The organism is Frigoriflavimonas asaccharolytica, assembly GCF_013294015.1.
Lineage (GTDB): Bacteria > Bacteroidota > Bacteroidia > Flavobacteriales > Weeksellaceae > Frigoriflavimonas > Frigoriflavimonas asaccharolytica.
Genome location: NZ_JABSNO010000011.1, coordinates 52764 through 72985 on the forward strand (window position 1 = coordinate 52764; position 20222 = coordinate 72985).

At 31.5% G+C, this 20222-nt stretch carries 17 protein-coding genes; 9 read left to right on the forward strand and 8 right to left on the reverse strand.

Features of this window, described 5'->3' with window-relative positions:
* Positions 1-9 precede the first annotated feature (9 nt).
* From HNQ03_RS08690 to pckA, 8 genes are all read left to right on the forward strand, one after another.
* Positions 10-1581 carry a RagB/SusD family nutrient uptake outer membrane protein gene (locus tag HNQ03_RS08690; RefSeq protein ID WP_173779285.1) on the forward strand — a complete coding sequence of 524 codons (1572 nt, stop codon included), beginning with the start codon at positions 10-12 and terminating at the stop codon, positions 1579-1581.
* Positions 1582-1599: 18 nt separating this feature from the next.
* The gene (locus HNQ03_RS08695; RefSeq protein ID WP_173779286.1) at positions 1600-2412 is read left to right on the forward strand and encodes a hypothetical protein; all 813 of its coding nucleotides are present in this window, start codon (positions 1600-1602) and stop codon (positions 2410-2412) included.
* Positions 2413-2503: 91 nt separating this feature from the next.
* Positions 2504-4438 (forward strand): putative porin, encoded by a 1935-nt coding sequence (locus HNQ03_RS08700; protein WP_173779287.1) that lies wholly within the window; start codon positions 2504-2506, stop codon positions 4436-4438.
* Between the two features lie 9 nt (positions 4439-4447).
* A complete protein-coding gene (gene bshC / locus HNQ03_RS08705; RefSeq protein ID WP_173779288.1) occupies positions 4448-6034 on the forward strand; it encodes a bacillithiol biosynthesis cysteine-adding enzyme BshC in 1587 nt (528 codons plus the stop codon).
* 36 nt (positions 6035-6070) lie between these two features.
* Entirely contained in the window at positions 6071-7747 is a 1677-nt protein-coding gene (locus tag HNQ03_RS08710; protein ID WP_173779289.1) for an amino acid ABC transporter substrate-binding protein, read from the forward strand.
* 85 nt (positions 7748-7832) lie between these two features.
* Positions 7833-8699: an ACP S-malonyltransferase gene (gene fabD / locus HNQ03_RS08715; protein ID WP_173779290.1), complete on the forward strand. Its 867-nt coding sequence runs from the start codon at positions 7833-7835 to the stop codon at positions 8697-8699.
* 11 nt (positions 8700-8710) lie between these two features.
* A complete protein-coding gene (locus HNQ03_RS08720) occupies positions 8711-9619 on the forward strand; it encodes a GYDIA family GHMP kinase (protein WP_173779291.1) in 909 nt (302 codons plus the stop codon).
* A 117-nt stretch (positions 9620-9736) separates the two neighbouring features.
* Positions 9737-11341 (forward strand): phosphoenolpyruvate carboxykinase (ATP), encoded by a 1605-nt coding sequence (pckA, locus tag HNQ03_RS08725; protein WP_173779292.1) that lies wholly within the window; start codon positions 9737-9739, stop codon positions 11339-11341.
* A 97-nt stretch (positions 11342-11438) separates the two neighbouring features.
* Here the strand turns inward: pckA and HNQ03_RS08730 are convergent, their stop codons facing one another.
* The 8 genes from HNQ03_RS08730 to aroQ form a co-directional block, all read right to left on the reverse strand.
* Complete coding sequence (locus HNQ03_RS08730; RefSeq protein WP_173779293.1) at positions 11439-14090, reverse strand: TonB-dependent receptor; 2652 nt, start codon at positions 14088-14090, stop codon at positions 11439-11441.
* An 81-nt stretch (positions 14091-14171) separates the two neighbouring features.
* On the reverse strand, positions 14172-14939 hold the full coding sequence (locus tag HNQ03_RS08735; protein WP_173779294.1) for a GLPGLI family protein: 768 nt from the start codon (positions 14937-14939) through the stop codon (positions 14172-14174).
* Between the two features lie 44 nt (positions 14940-14983).
* Positions 14984-15259, reverse strand: a complete 276-nt coding sequence (locus HNQ03_RS08740; RefSeq protein WP_173779295.1) for a hypothetical protein — start codon at positions 15257-15259, stop codon at positions 14984-14986.
* A gap of 108 nt (positions 15260-15367) precedes the next feature.
* Complete coding sequence (locus tag HNQ03_RS08745; RefSeq protein ID WP_173779296.1) at positions 15368-16141, reverse strand: GLPGLI family protein; 774 nt, start codon at positions 16139-16141, stop codon at positions 15368-15370.
* A gap of 5 nt (positions 16142-16146) precedes the next feature.
* The gene (locus tag HNQ03_RS08750) at positions 16147-16482 is read right to left on the reverse strand and encodes a hypothetical protein (protein WP_173779297.1); all 336 of its coding nucleotides are present in this window, start codon (positions 16480-16482) and stop codon (positions 16147-16149) included.
* 107 nt (positions 16483-16589) lie between these two features.
* On the reverse strand, positions 16590-17054 hold the full coding sequence (locus HNQ03_RS08755) for a GLPGLI family protein (protein WP_173779298.1): 465 nt from the start codon (positions 17052-17054) through the stop codon (positions 16590-16592).
* A gap of 335 nt (positions 17055-17389) precedes the next feature.
* The gene (locus HNQ03_RS08765; protein WP_173779300.1) at positions 17390-17629 is read right to left on the reverse strand and encodes a hypothetical protein; all 240 of its coding nucleotides are present in this window, start codon (positions 17627-17629) and stop codon (positions 17390-17392) included.
* 170 nt (positions 17630-17799) lie between these two features.
* Positions 17800-18210, reverse strand: a complete 411-nt coding sequence (aroQ, locus tag HNQ03_RS08770; protein ID WP_173779301.1) for a type II 3-dehydroquinate dehydratase — start codon at positions 18208-18210, stop codon at positions 17800-17802.
* Positions 18211-18362: 152 nt separating this feature from the next.
* On the opposite strand from aroQ, the gene HNQ03_RS08775 reads away from it, so the two are divergent.
* Positions 18363-20207, forward strand: coding sequence for a chloride channel protein (locus HNQ03_RS08775; protein WP_173779302.1), 1845 nt, complete (start codon positions 18363-18365; stop codon positions 20205-20207).
* The last annotated feature ends 15 nt before the right edge of the window (positions 20208-20222 follow it).

Genomic DNA, 20222 nt, shown 5'->3' on the forward strand with positions numbered 1-20222 from the left:
AATAATAAAATGAAGAATATATTTAAAATATCAGGTTTAGCTTTATTGCTATTCTTTACAAGCTCATGTAATAGGGATCAATTTGAACCTTTTGCACCAGGAGTTATATTTGAAGAAGATGCACTTAATACAAGTGCAGATATGAGTTTGCTTATGAATTCTGCTCTTGCAATTGGAAGCAGTAGATCAGAATCCGAATATGTATCTATTTTTACTGATGAAGTAGGTATCGGATTTGCAAACGGTGGACAAGGTATTACAGATGAATATGTATTCAATCTTAATCCAGGTTCAGATTTTCCAACCGCTATTTGGGCGGAAGGTTATTTAGCAATTTCTAGATTAAATAGAATTATTGATGCTGCAGATAATAGAGTAGTACCTACAAGTGCTGCAAATGCAAAGGTAATCGCAGGTATTAAAGCACAAGCTTTAACTTTAAGAGCTTACCATCATTTGAGAATATTGTCATATTTCACAACTGATATGAAAAATGACGCTGCACTATCTGGTATTATTGCTGATAAAATTTTGCCAGCAGATGTAAATACATTTAAAAGAAATACCAATGGAGAAATGTATGCATTTATCCAGAAAGATCTTACAGATGCTATCGCTGCATTTGCTATAGAAGGTGCTGCTGCAAATCCTAATTATGCAAATGTAAATTTCGCAAGAGGTTTAAAAGCAAGAGCATATTCTTATAAAGGAGATTATGTAAACGCTGAACTTTGGGCAAATCAAGTAATCAGCAGTGGTCTTACTTTAGCTACAAAAACACAATATCGCACCATTTTTTGGACAGATGCTGTAGTTTCTGAAGTTATTTTTAGAGCTCAAAGAACGGCTCAACAAAATGCTCAAGCTTCAAACTTGCACAATGCTTGGTTTTCTATTAGTCCTCAAGCGGCTGGTTCTCCATTGTATGAGGTAAGTAGATCTTTGCATAATAAATTAAATCCAGGTAACTTGCCTGCAACATCTTTAGCTTCTCTATCAGATGTTCGTGCTAATCTTATTATTGGACCAGATTCATCTATTAATACTAATTATACGAATGCTCCTGATTATAGAAATGGTGACAGATTAATTATTAATAAACATGGAGGTAAATTCTCTGCAACGGAATCTGCATGGGCAAGAACATCTACGAACGGTAATAACAATTCTTTCAAAATCATGAGATTGGCAGAAATGTATACGATAAAAGCAGAAGCTAGAGCCAAAGTAAGTGATTACAACGGTGTTAGAGATGCAATCAAATCAATCAGAGATGCTAGAAATGGAGCGGTTACTACACTTGCTGCACCTGCGTCAGATGTCGCTGCATGGAAAATGATCTTAGACGAAAAAAGAATTGAATTCGCTTTCGAAGGTTATAGATATTTAGATCTAAAAAGATTAGGTACATTAGCTAACTCTGGTATTGATAGAGATCCAGCAGATTATAGTTCATTAACTTCTAATTATCCAGGAGGTAACCCGAATAATTTGCCTTTAACAAGCTTTAAATTTACATTACCAATCCCTAACATTGAGGTAAATGTAAATACTGCAATTGTACAAAACCCAGGATATTAATCAAATAAATAAAATAAAATGAAAAATATTATAAAATTATTTTCTATTTTCGCACTGTTCTTCATTGTAAGTTCTTGCGACGATAGTAGAGAAACTATTAGCTACGATGGCGAACCATCTGCTTACTTTTTAGATAAGTTCGCAGTAGTGAAAGGACCGGATGTTGGTTCAAAAGAATACAATGTACAAATTGGTACAATTGCTCCTCTTAGTGCAGCTACTACTTTTAAAATTACAAAAGTTAGTGGTAACGCAGTTGAAGGTACAGATTATACTGTAGAAAATGGTGGATCAGTTACTATTCCAGCAGGTGCTAATTTAGGTTTTGTGAAAATCAAAGTATTTGGTGCAGCATTATCTCAAAACGCTGCTAAAACATTAGTGTTCAGTTTAACTTCTCCAATTACTCAAGCAGAATTTAATAATACAACAAGTTTGTCCCTTATTTTTGGTTGCGAATCTGCTTTAGCAGGTGCATATTCTTTCTCAACTACAAATTTTGGAACATCTGCATCTAATTATCCTGGACCTAAAACAGGTACTGGAACTTTAACAAATGTATCTGATGGTTTATATTTAATCTCAGAAGCAAGTTTTGGAGCATATGATGTAATCTACGGTGGAGATTTTGCTTCAGGTGTAAGATTAAAAGATAGCTGTGGTAAATTATCATTTGATGGTAACAACCAGTACGGAGATTCTTTTAATATATCTAACGTATCTGTAAATGGAACTAAATTAACATTTACTTGGACTACATCTTATGGTGAGTATGGTACAACTGTATTAACAAGAACAGATGGAAAGAACTGGCCAGCTAATTTATATTAGTAATTAGTTTCTTAAATTATATCTTAAACCTCGCAAATTTGCGAGGTTTTTATTTGCTTAAATTTCTTATTTTTGCACTTAACATATTTTAATGAAGTACTTTATTTTAATTCTTACTCTTTGGTCCACTTTTGCATCTGCACAAGTAATAAACAAAACCGACTCTAATAGAGTGAGGAAAAATGATTCTTTGGTAATAGATTCAGGCACCAAAGATTCTCTTAAAATCTTCAAGCCAACAATACAAGATTATAAATTTCGTACACAGTTTAGTGAAAAGAAAATATTAGATACTGTTTTATCAAAAAATAAAGTGTTCATCTACACTCAATACAATAATGAAGATGATTTTGGATTATTACAGTTTGCAAATGTGGGTAGTGGTTACAATCCGTTAGTATATAAAAATAACGATGAAGCCAATCTTGCACTATTACCCGAAAACAAAGCGTATAATATCCTTTCTATTAACGACGTTAAATATTATGATGTAAAAACACCAACAACTTCATTTATCTACCATAGTGGTGTAAACAATGGCGCTGTTTTACAAACTACCTACACTCAAAATATTGGAGATCGCATCAACTTTGCTGTAGAATATTTTGGCTTAAGGTCTGCAGGAAATTTTCAAAGAACTTTAGCAGCAAACAACACGACTCTTTTTTCCGGAAATTATATTTCTAAAAATAAAAAATTTGAGGCTTTTGCCCATTTTATTCATCAAAATATAAATAATGAAGAAAGTGGCGGTATAGAAAACGGAGATAGTTTTCTCTCAGACAATACAGCTACCAGCAACAGAATTTCCCTTCTTCCAAATCTTGTAGGTTCAAATTCACAATTTGCCTACCGAAGATATTATTTCAGCAGTCAATTTACTCCTTTCAATTCGGAAAAATATCCATTTAGAATTCGCTACACGGTTTATCATCAAACCAACAGATATCAGTTTGGACAAGAGAGTGCCGAGGCATTTTATTTAGATACAAATACAGATGCTTTGCAAAATTACGTTTTAGGGGCAAGTAAATTTTCCAAAAATTTTAGCAATACTGTAAGTTTAGTTTTTGATAATGCAAAGTTTAAGTTGGATGGCGGTCTTCGTTACCAGAAAATAAAATTAGGAGTTTCGGATCCCATTACCATTAATAATATTGAAATTGGTACCGAACGAAATGAAAATAGAATAGGTGCAGTAGGAAATTTGGGGATTTTTCTCTGGGATAAAATTGACCTTAAATCAAATCTAGAATTTTCTAATGGAACAGAGTTCGGAACTTTTTTCAAATCTTCAAATAATTTAAAATTAGAACCGATAAAAGATTATTTCATCAATGCAAAAGTAAATTTTCAAACCGCTTCTCCAAGCTTTAATTATCTGGTAAATACTTCAATTTTCACAAAATTTAATTACCAAAATACAGATTTTAAAAATGAAAATCGAACGGAAATTGGTGGCAGTCTTCAATTAAAGTGGTTTCAAACAGAATTATTTGCAAATTATTTTCGGGTAGAAAATTTTACCTATTTTGATAATGTAGGTATTCCCAAACAAAGCCAAGAAGCTGTAAATATCGCTCAATTTGGAGGTGATGCCACTTTTAGTTATAAAAAATTTAAACTGAACACGAGATTGCAATTCCAAAATACACTAAATAATGAAGCGCTCTTTCCAGCTCCAGATGTTGTGGCAAGAGCCAATGTTTTTTATCAAACCAAGGCTTTCAAAGATGCTGCGGAAATTCAAACAGGTATAAAAGCTTACTATTTTACAAAATTTGATTCTAGAGAGTTTTTTCCAGTTTTAAATGAGTTTATTTTGCCAGGTTCTAGTCCTTTTTCTATTGGTGGACAGCCAATTGTTGATGCCTATTTTAATATGAAGGTGAAAAGATTTTTCGTATTTTTGGAGGGTCAACACATCAATACGCTGCTCATAAAAAATGAAACTTATTCGGCACCGAATTATCCCTACACAGATTTCAGAATAAATATTGGTATCGTATGGTATCTCATCAATTAAATTTACGATTTGAAAATTTTAGAAAACATAAACTTTACAGACTTAAATAATATTCCACAATTAATTAAAGATTTTTTGCGGGGCGATTTGGCAGATTTTACCAGCGATATGTTTTCCTTAGAAAACTTTCAAACTAAAATAGAGCGTAAAGAAAATTCCTTTTCCGCGGAAAAAAGATCAATTTTAGCAGATTGTTTGAAAAAGCAATTGGCAAATGTACATTTAAGAGAAAAGCAGACTGAAAACTTACAACTGCTCAATAAGAAAAATACATTTACTATTACGACTGGTCACCAGTTGAATCTCTTTTCTGGTCCTGCTTTTTTTATTTATAAAATTTTGCAGACCATAAAAACTGCAAGTTTTCTTTCTCAGAAATTTCCAGAAGCTCAATTTGTACCAATATTTTGGATGGCGACCGAAGATCATGATTTTGAAGAGATCAATCATTTTAAAACTGAGCATAATTTCTACGAAATAAGAGGAGAATCTGGAGGAGTAGTAGGGAAAATAGTTCCAGAGAATTTGCACTTTATTACAGAATTTTCTGAGGAATTTCAAGATTCTGTTTTCGGCACAGAGCTAAATTTAATTATAAAAGAAGCCTACAAATTGGGTAATAATCTTACCGAAGCTACAAGAACTTTAGTTCAAAGATTGTTTTCAGAATTTGGATTGCTGATGATTGATGGTGATGATGCAAGTTTAAAAAAACAAATAATTCCAATTTTTGAGGAAGAATTACAACATCAGACTTTAAAAAAGTATAGTTCTGATAAGGTAGATTTTTTAATTAATACGTACGGCAAAGCTCAAGTAAATCCTAGAGATATTAATCTTTTTTATCTCACAGACACGCGAGATAGGATAGAATTTGCGAATGGAAATTATCATATCGTAGACAAAAATATATCATTTACTAAAGATGAAATGATGCAAGAATTGCAAATGTTTCCCGAGAAATTTAGTCCAAATGCTTTGATGCGGCCAGTTTTCCAAGAGTTTATATTGCCAAATCTTGCGTACATTGGCGGCAATGCAGAAATAATGTACTGGTTGGAATTAAAAGATTTTTTCGCAAATTTAGAAATTCCTTTTCCAATATTGATTCCTAGAAACTCTTTTTTATTCCTAAAAGAGAAAACAGTAGAAAAAGTTGCTAAGCTTAAATTGGAGATTGTAGATTTATTCAAAAATTTTGAAAATATTTCTAAAAATCTGTTGCTAAACAATCATGAAATTTTAGAACATTTAGATTTTTTAGAAATTAAATTGAAAACTCAGTTTTCGGAAATGAAAACTTCTGCCGAGAGTACAGATATAACTTTCGGACAATTAGTAGTTGCGGAGGAAACAAGACAATTAAAATCTTTTGATCGTATGAAAAAGAGATTGTTGCGTGCAGAGAAAATAAAACAAAGCGAACTTCTAGATAGAGCTAGAAATTTGTTTACAGAAATTCATCCTTCTGGTATTTGGCAGGAAAGAGTTTATAATTTTAGCGTTTTTTATGCAGAAGAAGGAGAATCTTGGCTTCAATTTTGTCTAAAAGAAATGCCAATTGAAAATCCGGAATTGGTAATTGCGGTAATTTAATTTTAAAGCAGTATTTTTACCATTATTTTTTAGAACATGAATAAGTTTTTATTTTTATTTAGCATTTTATTAGTGAGTTGGGCATCTGCGCAAAAAACGCATACCGCTGCACAAGGTGATACTCCGTATGGAATTTCCAAAATGTACAATTTGACATTAGAAGATTTGTACAAATTAAACCCAAACTTAGAAGATGGGGTTTTAAATATTGGAGATAAAATTACCGTAGCAAAAGCTGGCACAACTTCTAATGCTACCTCCAGCAAAACTGCAGATATTATTTTGCAACCAAAGCAGACCATCTATGGTTTGACGAAACAATACAAAATTTCTGAATCAGAATTAAGAAAATTGAATCCAGATTTAGACAATAACATGAAAATTGGTGATAGAATTACTTTACCAACGGACAAAATTTCTAAATACGGAAACGGACAACCATTAGCTACAGAAGAAGTTTCTGAAGATAAGATTTCCAATGTAAAAGATTATGTGCAAGTAGAAGTTCCTACTTATACTACTACAAGTGTAAAAGACGATTTTTTATATTACACTGTTCAAGATGGAGATACAACTTTTGGTATTATTAATAAATTTAATGTAACCATAGATCAATTAATTACTTTGAATCCGCAGCTATCTAATGGTTTGAAGTCTGGAATGATTTTGAAAATAAAAAAATTAGCAGCTTCTTATATTAAAAAATCTGGCGATGCATTAAATGTAGTGTTCATGTTGCCATTTGGCTATGAAAATGGAGATTCTAAATATAGAGAAATGTCTTTAGAGTTTTTGACTGGAGTAAAGCTTGCTTTAGAAAGAAATGCTAAAAATGGTCAAAAATTAAATGTGAAAATTGTAGATGCAGGTAATGAATCTACCTTCAAAAAATCCCTTTCTCAGGTAGATAAAGATGCAACAGACTTAATAGTCGGGCCGTTTCTTAAATCCAATTTAGTAGAAGTTTTGGATTATGTGAAACTGAACAAAATCCCGGTGGTTGCACCTTTTGCAAACAGCGAAGATTTGCACTCCTATGAAAATTTGATCATTATAGAAACAGATCATCAAATATACGCCGACAAAATCGCAGAGGAAGTTCTGAAAACGTACAGCAATCAAAAAATTTATATAGTTGCAGGTAGTGAAAAGCAATACGCAAACTCAATAAAAGCTACCATTTTAAAACAATCGAAAAATGCAGAAGTTTTTATCATTTCTTCATCTTCAGAATTGAAGTTGGATACCAACATGATGACTGGGCAAGCTGCACCAATAATTGCAATTTTAGCTGATAATAGAAATTCTGAAGGTGCTGCTTTCGCCACCAAATTGTTAGAATTGTCTAGCGAAATTGAGGGTATCAGAGCTTTTAGTATGTATTATTCTTCCATATTCGATTCTAAACAAGAAAATCTTCGCCAAGTAAATTTGATGTATTTGGTAGATACAAAAATAAATATGGAAGGTTCTTTTGAAAAAGAAATTTTGAGAGATTACGAAGAAAAATATTGTAAAAAGCCCGGGAAATATGCTGTTGTTGGATTTGATGTTACCAACGATATGTTGAGCAGAGAAAATAGCAAAGGCGAAATTTTTAAGCAAATATCCAAAGCACAAACACAATTGGCTACAAAATTTGATTTCGTAAGAACCAACGGTAATGGAGCTTACTTAAACACAGGATATCGTGTTGTGCGTTTAGCTCCCTAAAGTAGTACTCAAAAATTAAACAAAACTCACTATCAGAATTTAGTTTTTTTAACGCTAAATTTGTAGAAATAATTAAAAGGATTTAATGAAGGCACTAGTATTTCCAGGTCAAGGATCGCAATTTGTAGGGATGGGAAAAGATCTCTATGAAATGAGAAAAGAAATAAAAGACTTGATGGATTCTGCAAACGAAATTCTAGGTTTCGATATACTTTCTGTAATGTTTGAGGGAGATGCAGAAGCCTTGAAGAAAACAGAAATCACACAACCTGCAATATTTATACATTCTCTTGCAAAGCTGAAAATTGCAGACGCAAAAGGAGTAGAAATGGTTGCTGGACATTCTCTAGGAGAATTTTCTGCTTTGGTTGCAAACGGTGCAATTACTTTTCATGATGGCTTAAAGCTTGTTTCTGCTAGAGCAAAAGCAATGCAAGAAGCTTGTGATGCCAATCCTAGTTCTATGGCAGCTATTCTTGGTTTAGATGATGCTACGGTAGAAAATATTTGCAACAGTATAGATGGTATTGTCGTACCTGCAAACTATAATTGTCCGGGACAATTGGTGATCTCTGGAGAAACTTCTGCAGTAGAAATCGCCTGTGAAAAAATGAAAGAAGCCGGAGCAAAAAGAGCTTTGATGTTACCTGTAAATGGAGCTTTTCATTCTCCGATGATGCTTTCTGCGCAAGAAATATTGGCAGATGCAATAGAAAAAACAAAATTTAGAAAACCGAGTTACCCTATTTATCAAAATATTACCACTACTGCAGTTACCGATCCAGACGAGATAAAAGCAAATCTGATTGCACAATTGACAGGACCTGTAAAATGGACTCAATCTGTACAGAACATGATCAAAGATGGAGCGACAACTTTTGTAGAAGTTGGTCCTGGAAATACTTTGCAAGGTCTTATCAAAAAAATTGATAAAACAGTAGAAGCTCTATAGATTTTTAAAAAATGGGTACATTATTTTCACCTGGAAAATTGTTGCTCACGTCAGAATATCTGGTTTTGGATGGCGCTCTAGCTTTGGCAGTTCCCACAAATGTTGGTCAAGAATTAAATTTTAATGAAATTGAAGATGGAAAATCGCTCATTTTTTGGGAGGCTTTTCATCAAGATCAAGCTTGGTTGAAAGTTAAAATTAATTACCAAAGTTGGGAAATAATTGAGACCAATTTGCCAAACGAAGCTGCATTTATTTTAAAAGTTTTAAGAGAGGTTCAGCGTTTATCTTTGAATAAATTTCATTCAAATACATCTTATCAGCTTCGCACCAATCTACAATTTCCCGCCAATTTCGGTTTGGGAAGCAGCTCTACTTTAATGAACAATCTTGCAAATTGGGCCGTAATTGACGCTTTTGTTTTAAATGATAATTGTTTAGGAGGAAGCGGTTACGATATTGCGATTGCAAAAGAAAATAAATCTATATTATTTAAAATTAATAAAAATTTAGCCAGAGAAGTTGAAGTAGTAGATTTTTACCCAGATTTCAAAGATGATTTAATTTTCGTTCATTTAAATCAAAAACAAGACTCTAGAGAAGGTATTTCGCTATATAAAAGTAAAATGAAATCCGAAGTTCTCATAGATGAATTCTCTAGAATTACGCAAGATGCACTTGCAACAGGTTCTCTATCAGATTTTTCTGCTTTAATGATACTGCATGAAGCTCTATTGTCAAAATTTTTAGAAATACCAACTACCAAAGAAAAATTCTTTCCAGATTGTCCGGTTTTTATAAAAAGTCTTGGAGCTTGGGGTGGAGATTTCATCCTTACGTCTAAATTTTCGGGATTTGAAAATTACTTCAAAACAAAAGGATATTTTACCATTTTTGAATGGTCAGATTTAATTAATTGATTTTTAAGTATTTGCAGAATATTATGTACTGACCAATATCACAGTAATCTCTTTTTTTAGAATTATAAATTTTCCGTAGATTTGGAAGACACGTAACTAGAAATATAATATTTGCTTATGAAAAATATGAAGATTATCGAACAATTAAACAAACTTGGCATTACAGGTGATCAAGAAGTGGTTTACAATCCTTCTTACGAAGAATTGTATCAAGCTGAAATTTCTGATAAAAATACGGGTTATGAAAAAGGAATTGTTACAGATTCTGGAGCCGTTGCCGTAAAAACAGGAGTTTTCACTGGAAGATCTCCTCAAGATAGGTATATTGTAGAAGACGATATTTCTAGAGACACCATCCATTGGGATGGAAAAGTGAATGTTGCAACGACACCAGAAATTTTTGCAAATTGTAAAGAAGCAGTTCTAAATCAATTGAGCTCGTCTAAAAAGTTATATGTTGTAGATGCTTTCTGTGGATCTAATGAAGATACCAGATTGAAAGTAAGATTTGTGATGGAAGTTGCTTGGCAAGCACATTTCGTAACGAATATGTTTATCCGTCCGTCTCATTTTGAATTAGAAAATTTTGGAGAGCCAGATTTTTTAGTAATCAATGGTTCCAAAACTGTAAATAAAAACTGGGAAGCGCAAGGATTAAATTCTGAGAATTTTGTAATGTTCAACCTTACAGAGAAAATGCAAATCATTGGTGGTACTTGGTATGGAGGAGAGATGAAGAAAGGAATGTTCTCTATGATGAATTATTACCTTCCATTAAAAGGAATTGCATCTATGCACTGCTCTGCAAACGTAGGAGAAGAAGGAGATGTAGCCGTATTTTTCGGACTTTCTGGTACTGGAAAAACAACGCTTTCTGCAGATCCAAAAAGATATTTGATTGGTGATGATGAGCATGGTTGGGATCACAACGGAGTTTTTAATTACGAAGGTGGTTGCTACGCAAAAGTAATTGATCTTTCTGAAGAAAAAGAACCAGATATTTTCCGTGCGATAAAAAGAGATTCTTTGCTAGAGAATGTTGTGGTAGATGAAAATGGAGTAGTAGATTATACAGATAATTCTATCACAGAAAATACAAGAGTTGCCTATCCAATTTATAATATCAATAAAATTGTATTGCCTTCCAAAGCAGGACATGCAAGCAAAATAATCTATCTTTCTGCAGATGCTTTCGGCGTATTGCCACCTGTTTCTATCTTATCAGATGAGCAAGCGCAATACCACTTCTTATGTGGCTATACATCAAAATTGGCAGGAACAGAAAGAGGAATTACAGAACCAACACCTTCATTTTCCCCAGCTTTTGGAGAAGCATTTCTATCTTTGCACCCAACAATGTACTCTAAAACATTGATTGGCAAAATGAAAGAACACGGTGCAAAAGCATATTTGGTAAATACAGGATGGAACGGAACCGGAAAAAGAATTTCTTTGAAGGATACAAGAGCAATCATCGATTCAATTTTGGATGGTTCTATAGATAAAGCGGAAACTGAAACCGTTCCTGTGATGAATTTAAAATTCCCTACAGCCTTGCCAAATGTTTCTGAAGGTATTCTAGATCCTAGAGCAACTTACGCTGCAGAAAGTGAGTGGGAAGCAAAAGCTAAAGATTTAGCGAGCAGATACATCAAAAACTTTGAGCAATATTGCGATACGGAAGAAGGTAAAAATTTAGTTTCAGCTGGACCGCAACTATAATTTTATTCTAAAAATAATAATGATCCTCTCAATTTTTTGAGAGGTTTTTTTGTGTACAATTTAATTTTTAAATGGATGAAAATGGATCAGATTTTCGTTAGAAGTTCTTATTCACACCTAAAACTACATGTCTTGGCAACAATCTTTGTGTGTACAAACTCTCGCTGATATTTGAAATAGAAAATCGCTGTATGCTTTTATTATTCAACAAATTATTAGCATTGATAAAAATATTGAATGCATGTTTTTTCACTTGATAATTGAACTTAATATCCCAAAAATTGGTTGTTTTTTGTTGCGCATTTCCAAATTTATAATATTCAAAAATAGATTCTAAACGCAGCACCTCACTAAAATTGTAATACAGATTCGCAAAACCTTTTTGGTCTAGATATTCTGTGTTGTTTACATCAGATTTAATGATGTTGAACGCCCAATCATATCCCAATTCGTAGTTTATTTTTTTTGTCCAGCCAGATTTCATTTCAAACCCTAATTTAATATTTTGAAACTGAGTCGCAATTAATGCTTGGCTATTTACACTATTTTCGTAGCGAGAATAGTTGTAATTTCCCAAGAGACTTATTCTAGATTTTATAAATTTAAAATACCTTCTCGTTTCAAAACTACCATTTAAATTGTCGTTATTTTTAATTAAAATATTTTGATTAAATGTATAATTCGGATTCACGATCGTATTATTAGAAATATAATCTTCTTGTCGAGAATAGTTGATGTTAAAATTAAATTTACGAGAAATTTCATCGCCCAAATTATAACTAAAACCAACATTATAAGCGGGCAGATTTTGAAAACCAACTTCACTTTGTCGAAAGCTTCTGTTTCCTTGATAAATAAAGTTTTGGTAAAAATTTTCTACACCAGTTTGGGAAATTCTCCTGCTTGCATTGATGTTGAAATTACCAGAATGTTTCGTTTTAAAACCAATGTTTAGAATGGGCGAAATATTGAATAAGTTGGTATTTTTTTCATTAAGATTTGCAGATATATATTGTGAAATCAAACCAAAACCATAACTCCATTTATCGTTTTTAAAATTATATTTCGCTTCAGAAAAAGCTTTGTTTTGAGTAAAGTCTACCAAGTTTTCATAAGGATTTTTATCAAATAAAATTGCTTGATTTATGGCATCAAAAACATTTAATTGAGAATTCAGGTGGTCTGTTCTGTATTCATTCCCAATTTGAATTTCCAATGTTTTATCTTTGGCAATAGTATTTAAATAAGAAAGCTTTGCACCACCAAATTGCATATTAGAATCTACATTTTGTTGAATTTTTCTTGCAGCAGGATTATTAAGAATAAATTTAAAAACATCATTTTCATCGGTGAATTGGTACGGTCTATTTTGATACATAAATTTTCCGACGGCTACAATTGCTTGGGTAGAATCTAGTTTTTTGGTGTACACTACTTTGTTTTCGCTCGCAAAAAGTTTGTTTTCCCCGTTTTGATTGTTAATTTTATTATTAAAAATAAAATCATTGTCATTATTTTCCTTCAACCAAGAAAGTTTGTTGTAGAATTGCAAGCTTGCATCATTCTTAAAATCTTTAAGGATTTCTACTTTCGCAATCACATTTTGGTTGCTTTGCTTCCAAGTATTGCTTTCTACATTGGTGAAATTCAAGCCCTCAAAATTAAATTTATATAGAGAATTTACGAAATTCCGGTTTTCTATATCGTTGAAAACGGTAACAAATTTTAGTTTCCAATCGTTTTTATAATTGTTGATGTAGTTGAGAGATACCAATTTATCATTATTAAAATTGGTTCTATTATCCTCAAACAAGTTATTTTTTTGGTGCAAATTAATCAATGAAATCAAATTGATATTGCCACCCAAATTCTCAACATCTTTATCCGAAGATGGGTTCATCAGATATTGAACGCCAGACATTTCGTTCAAACCCAAATTATTTTGATTGTAGAGCAGATAGATTTTTTTGCGTTTGGTAAAATTCATGAGGTTGAATTTTACTTGATAAAAATTTGTGTCGTATGTTGTGGAAGCGAGTGTGGTACTGCCAAACCATTTGCCTTTTGCATCTTCTTTTATGGTGAGATTGATGGCGATGCTTTCTGTATTTTGAATATTTTTGAGCAGTTTATTTTTAGAATAATTTTTAATGACTTGCACTTTTTCCAGCGCGTTTGCAGGCATGTTTTGGGTAAGCGTTTGGTAGCCTCGCTCGAAGAGATCGTCGTTTTCTATGAGTACAACTTCTACATCAGTATCTCCAAAGGTTATTCTTCCATCTTTCCCTACTTTCATACCGGGCAGTTTTTTGAGCAGATCTTCTACGTTCATTTCTGTACCGTTTGCAAATTTTGAAGCCTTGTATTCTATAGTATCTTTGGTGATGCGGATGGGTTTGTCTCTGGTTATCACAACTTCCTTTATCTCATATTCTTTTAAATGGCTGATGTTGATATTACCGAGATCGTAGGTTTTATCTTTCTCGTTTACGAAAAGGTCTATTTTTTTCTCATTATAATTAAAAGCTGTTATTTGTATCGTATATTTCCCAAGTCGCTCTACATTCAGCAGAAAACTGCCGTCTTTGTTGGTAAAACCAAAAGTTTCTATCTCGTTTTTTTCGTTTAGTAAGATGATGTTTGCTTTCAAAGAAACGTTTGCAGAATCAGATTGTACGATGCCTTTTATCTGTGTTTGAGCAGATAAAATTTGAGAGAAGAAAAGGAAAATAAAAAGGATGATCCTCATTTGGGGAATTCTTTGTAAAGATAAATTTAATAATAAAAAATGGCAGAGATTTTCTGCCATTTATAATGTGATATTAATGATTTAATATTTTGCTGGTTCGCTTTCCCATTCAAATATAGTTTCCTTTTGAGAATTTCTAACATTATCTGATTTGTTTTTTGCTCCAATAGGAAAACCAGCTAAAATTTGAGAGTTTATATCTAGTAAATATTCGTTTTCTCCTTTTATATAATCTTTTATGTAAATTAAATTTTTCTTTTTCTCATCTATATAATTTTGAAAATCTTCTGGTAATTTATAAGAAATATTCAAACTGATTTTTGTTGCATAAAAATTATGCATTAATGCTTTATCCGTGGCTTCTAAAATAGTTCCAGGTAAACCTTGAAGTTTCCAGGGACCAACTTGCATTGGTAATTCTGTAGTAAACCATGCTATAAAGTCTCTACCACGAAAACTACCTTCTGCTTTAATGCATTTATAACCAAGAATTGACTTTGTTTCCTGTAATATTTTCCAATTTATTTTTGGTATTTCATCTTTGATTAAAATCTTCACAGGTGGCATTTTCGTGCCTAGTTCATAAAGCAAACTATTTTTATCATTTAAAATAAAATATTGTAATTTTATTTTATCAAATTTTACTTTTTCAAATTGCTCAAAAGTTAAATTTTCACCTTGATTTCCATAACTAAAATACAGTATATCATCAACATTATTATGAATAAGGAATTCATTATAAGTATCTACTATAGAAATATTGTCAATTTTATACATGTACTCAATCACATTGGTCTGCGCCTTTATAAATACGTTGTAAAAAATAAATATTATAAAAATTTTTTTCATTATCAAATAGAATAAAAATGGGCTATATAGTAGCCCATGGTAATTTAAGGTTGAATTGATGCACCACGTAATCTTACCATATAAATACCATAAACTACACCATTTTGCGCTCCATTACATTCTGCTCCAGTTCCAGTAGTAATAACTTCCGATGAGGAAATTAGTATACCTTCAGAATCTCTTACAGTGACTAGTGTATTGATCGTACAATCTGCAACTTTTTCTACACTTTGCAATTTGTCAATTTTCACATCGTTACTAGCCATTGCCATTCCACTCATTCCTACGGACATTACAAGTCCTAAAATTAATTTTTTCATATTGTTTATTTTTATTTGGTTAAACAAGACAAACATAAAAAAAAAAAAATGAAACTGCAAAGGATTTATTTAGTTTTTTCTAAATAATTTAATAAAAGTACGATATGTTTACGGTTTCTCTGGTTCCTTTTCCCATTCAAAGGATTTTTCTAAATCGAATTCATGATTTTTAGATGTTTCTTGAACTACTGCACCTGAAGGTAAAGATGATAGTATTCTCGATCTACGTTCATTTAAATAAGTATTGTTTAAATCAATATATTCTTTATATGTTAAGTATTCATCTAAACCTAATGGAAATTTGAAAGATAATTTGGACTCCACATTAATATTGGGTTGGATGTTTTTAATAATTTTTATAGCTTCAAAAACATACATTTTTTCAGTGTCTGAAATACTTAAGATTGTGCCAGGTAATCCTCGGAACTTGTAGGGTCCATAATTTGTAGGAATTTCAGAAGTAAACCATGCTTCAAATTTTCTGCCTCTAAATTCACCCAACGCTTTTTTACATTTAAAGCCTAAAATATTTTTAATTTCAGAAGTTATTTTCCAATTATAATTTTGGTTTAAATCTTTATAAAATAATATTTCTTTTGAAAAAGAATTATCTTTAATTTTTAAATATTCATTATTATTAAATACAACATTTGTACTTTTAATTATATTATTATTTTCTTTTAAAAATTTTAATATCTCATCTCCCCTATCATAAATATTGAAATAAAATGAATGATTTTTTTCGAAAACCAATGCTTTATAATCTGAAATAATATTATTAGTATCATTATCAAAATTTATTATTCTATTATAAATTATAATTGAACTTTGTGCAGAACTAAAGCTAAATAAAAATATTGTAAGTAGTGTTATAATTCTCATGTGAATTATTGAATACTGTTGCTTTTCTTTTCAGGATGACAATCACCAAAACCATTATTAAATCTTTCAGTTTTCATACTAACACCATTTTCAAAATCACCACACAGCGCAGTAGGTAATGTATATGAAGTTACACTGGAATTGACAAGATCTCCACAAATATTATATTCATTTGTTCTTGTAAAAAATGTGCAACTAACAATTAATCCTTTAGAATAATTATATTTCATAGTCTCAATGCTTCGATAATGTAATTTATTATAACCATCTTTACCTGATTTGGCCAATGCAACTCCACTCATTCCTATGGACAATACAAGTCCTAATAAAATTTTTTTCATAATGTTTATTTTTATTTGTTAAACAGGACAAACCTAAAAAAAAAAAAATGAAACTGCAAAGTATTTATTTCGGTTTTTTTAAATAATTTAATAAAAGTACAAAATGTTTATGGTTTTGATGATTCTTTTTCCCATTCAAAAGACTTTTCTACAGAAAATTCTCTCGGATTTCCCTTCTTTACTTTCGTTCCAAGCGGTAAATTTGCAAGATCTTGACTTTCAAGATCAGCAGAATATTTATTAATTTCAAGGATAACTTTTTTAAATTGTATTGAATTTGTTCTATGACTGTCAAAAAATTCTGCAAACTTTGTAGGCATATTTAAATCCGAATTTATATATATTTTTGAAGCCTCTCCCTTAATAATTCCAGATTCATCTTCAAAAGCAAGTATTACACCTGGTAAACCTTTTAATTTCCACGGAAATGCATTATTTTTTAAGTCATAAGTGAACCAAGCTTTATATTTTCTTCCTCTAAATTCTGTAGTAGCTAAAGTACATTCATATGTTAACAATGTCTTTTTCTCTTTTTGAATAATCCAATTTAAATCTTCAAATTTATCTTTCATCAAATTTTCTTCAACATTCTTCAAAATACCTTTAAAATAAACCGGTTGATACATTGTGTCTTCTGAAAATATATAATTTAGTATGAACGATGTATTAACTCCATTTTAATTTTTTTTGGTAATATCTTCATAAGAAATACTTGAATCTGTTGAGAAAAAGAAATATGAATTTTTGGCATCAGCAATTAAAAACGCTTTATTACCTTTTAAAGGTTCGTAATCATAAATATATTCAACAACAAAATCTGCTTTTTGAGAGCTGACGCAAACAAAAACGAATAAAAATATAAAACATTTCAATTTTTTTACCATAGAATAAATTTAATAATTACTATCTAATGAGAACAACTGCATATATGTAGAGTTTGCGGCGTTGCTTCAGTTAAAGTTTTTGTAGTCGTAGTGATTGTACCTTCGTTCTGTCCTTCAGCGCATGTAATAGGTACTTGATCTCCAGCAATAGTTCCTTCATGACCTCCACAATGATTTAAAACAACGGTAACTTTTTGAGTGAAACATGTGGTAGATAAATCCACTTTACTAATTTCTTTAATTGGGTCAAGGGAATTTGCCATTGCCATTCCACTCATTCCTACGGACAATACAAGTCCGAATAATACTTTTTTCATAGTGCGTATTTTTATTTGTCAAACAAGATAAACCTAAAAAAAATGAAACTACAAAGGATTTCTTTAGTTTTTTTTAAATAATTTAATAAAAGCACAAAATGTTTATGGTTTCTTTATTATTTTAATAAATAATTTATAGCCAAAGAATATCCTTTCAACCCAAAACCAGAAAGTACGGCATCACAGGAAGCTGCAGTTACAGATTTTTGGCGAAATTCCTCTCGTTGATAGATGTTAGAAATATGAACTTCTACTTTTGGAAGCTTGATGTTTTTCAAACAATCTGCAATTGCAAAAGAATAATGAGAATATGCACCAGGATTAATGATTAAATTTTCATAATCTATTTTTTGAAGTCTATCAATAATTTCGCCCTCAATATTCGATTGAAAAAAATCTATTTCCGCGGTAGGATATTTTATTTTTAAATCTTCTAAACATTCTTCCATAGAAGTATTTCCGTAGATTTCTGGTTCTCTCGTTCCTAAAAGGTTAAGATTGGGTCCGTTTACTATTAATATTTTCATCAAATAAAATTTAAAAGTAAATATACCATTCAAATATTAATTCTACAAAAAGATTTTTTCGCAGTTCATAAAAGAAATCAAAGACTATCCCATTATTTTGGTTCATAGTTTTTCGTAAATTTGTAACTTCAAAAAAATCTCAAAACCTATCTGTGAACATTCATAATAAAAAGAAATTAATCAGTTTTTTAAAATACAAAAATGAATTTCAAAGCTATGGCTTAAAGAAAGTGCGCAGTTATGAATTGGTCTTGCATTGGTTGAGCAATAGATTAAGCAGAAATCAATTTCTAATACTTTCTGGTATTTTAGTAGGTTGCACCGCAGGTTTGGCAGGAGTTTTACTGAAAACTTTGGTGCATTATATTCATCATTTTATCATTACAAAAGTTCATTTCGAAGAGCAAATTTTTTTCTACGGTGTTTTCCCATTTTTAGGTATTGTACTCACTACGCTCGTGGTAATTTATGTGTATAAAGGTAATGATAGAAAAGGAATTGGTGCAATTCTCTACGAAATAGCAAAAAATTCTAGTATAGTTTCTTCCGTAAAAATGTATTCTCAAATAGTACAAAGTGCTATAACCGTTGGTCTTGGTGGTTCTGCAGGATTGGAAAGCCCAATTGCAGTAACTGGTGCTGCGATAGGATCTAATTTTGCACAAACATACAGATTGGGCTACAAAGAAAGAACACTTTTGCTAGCTGCAGGTGCAACAGCGGGAATTGCATCTGCGTTTAATGCGCCAATTGCAGGGGTAATGTTTGCTTTTGAAATATTATTAACTGGTGTTGTTTTTTCAGATTTCATACCTTTGGTTGTGGCAGCAGTTTGTGGCAGTTTACTGTCTAGAATATTGCTACAAGAAGATGTTTTGTTTAGATTTTATACACGCCAATCTTTTGATTATTACAATGTTCCGTATTATCTATTGTTGGGAATAGCAACCGGATTTTACGCGAGATATTATGTATATGTAAATTTAAAAGTTGAGCATTATATAAAAAATTTAAAATTTTCTCGACTAAAAAAAGCAGTTTTGGGAGGTGCTGCTCTATCTTTTTTGTGTGTGCTTTTGCCGCCACTTTTTGGCGAAGGATATGAAACCTTGAAATTAATGACGATGGGAAATCCTGCAGTCATCATAGAAAATAGTTTTTTTGGCTACCTAGATTTGGGAAGTTGGACAATCATCATCTTCCTTGTTTTAATTTGTTTATTAAAAGCTTTTGCGAGTTCTATCACTATTTTTAGTGGTGGTAATGGTGGAAATTTTGCGCCTTCTCTTTTTGCTGGTGGCACGCTAGGATTTCTATTTGCGCTTATTTGCAAACAATTTGGGATGGAAAATGTGCCGATGAGCAATCTCGTATTGGTAGGAATGGCAGGAGTAATGAGTGGCGTTTTATACGCACCTTTAACGGCCATATTTTTGATTGCAGAAAGTAGCCAAGGTTATGATCTATTTATCCCATTGATGATTGTTGCCGTAATTTCTTATCTTATGGCAAGGTGGTTTTCCCCAGTGAATCCAGAAATGCAACCAATGATAGATCGTGGACATATTTTTACAAGTGAGCACGATAGCAATCTTGTGAATTCTCTACAATTAGAAAGTTTTATCGATAGAAATTCTGAGGGAATTTTAGAAAATTCTCCTGTTTCAGATTTATTTTCATTAATAAAAAATGGGAAAAAAAATATATTTGCGGTATTAGATAAAGATCAAAACTTGAAAGGTGTGCTTACTTTGGATGATGTTCGCCCATATCTTTTTAATAAAGATCAAGAATTGCCAGAAAGTATAGAGAAGATAATGATAGTGCCACCAGCAATTGTACATTTAAATGATGATGCAGTTGCAATAATCAAAAAATTTGATGAAACTGGAGCTTGGCATTTGCCAGTGTTAGATTCGCAAGAAAAATTTGTTGGTTTTATTTCTAAATCGAAAATTTTAACAGGATATAGGCAGCTATTAAAAGAGTATAGTTAATGATTTTGGTCTATT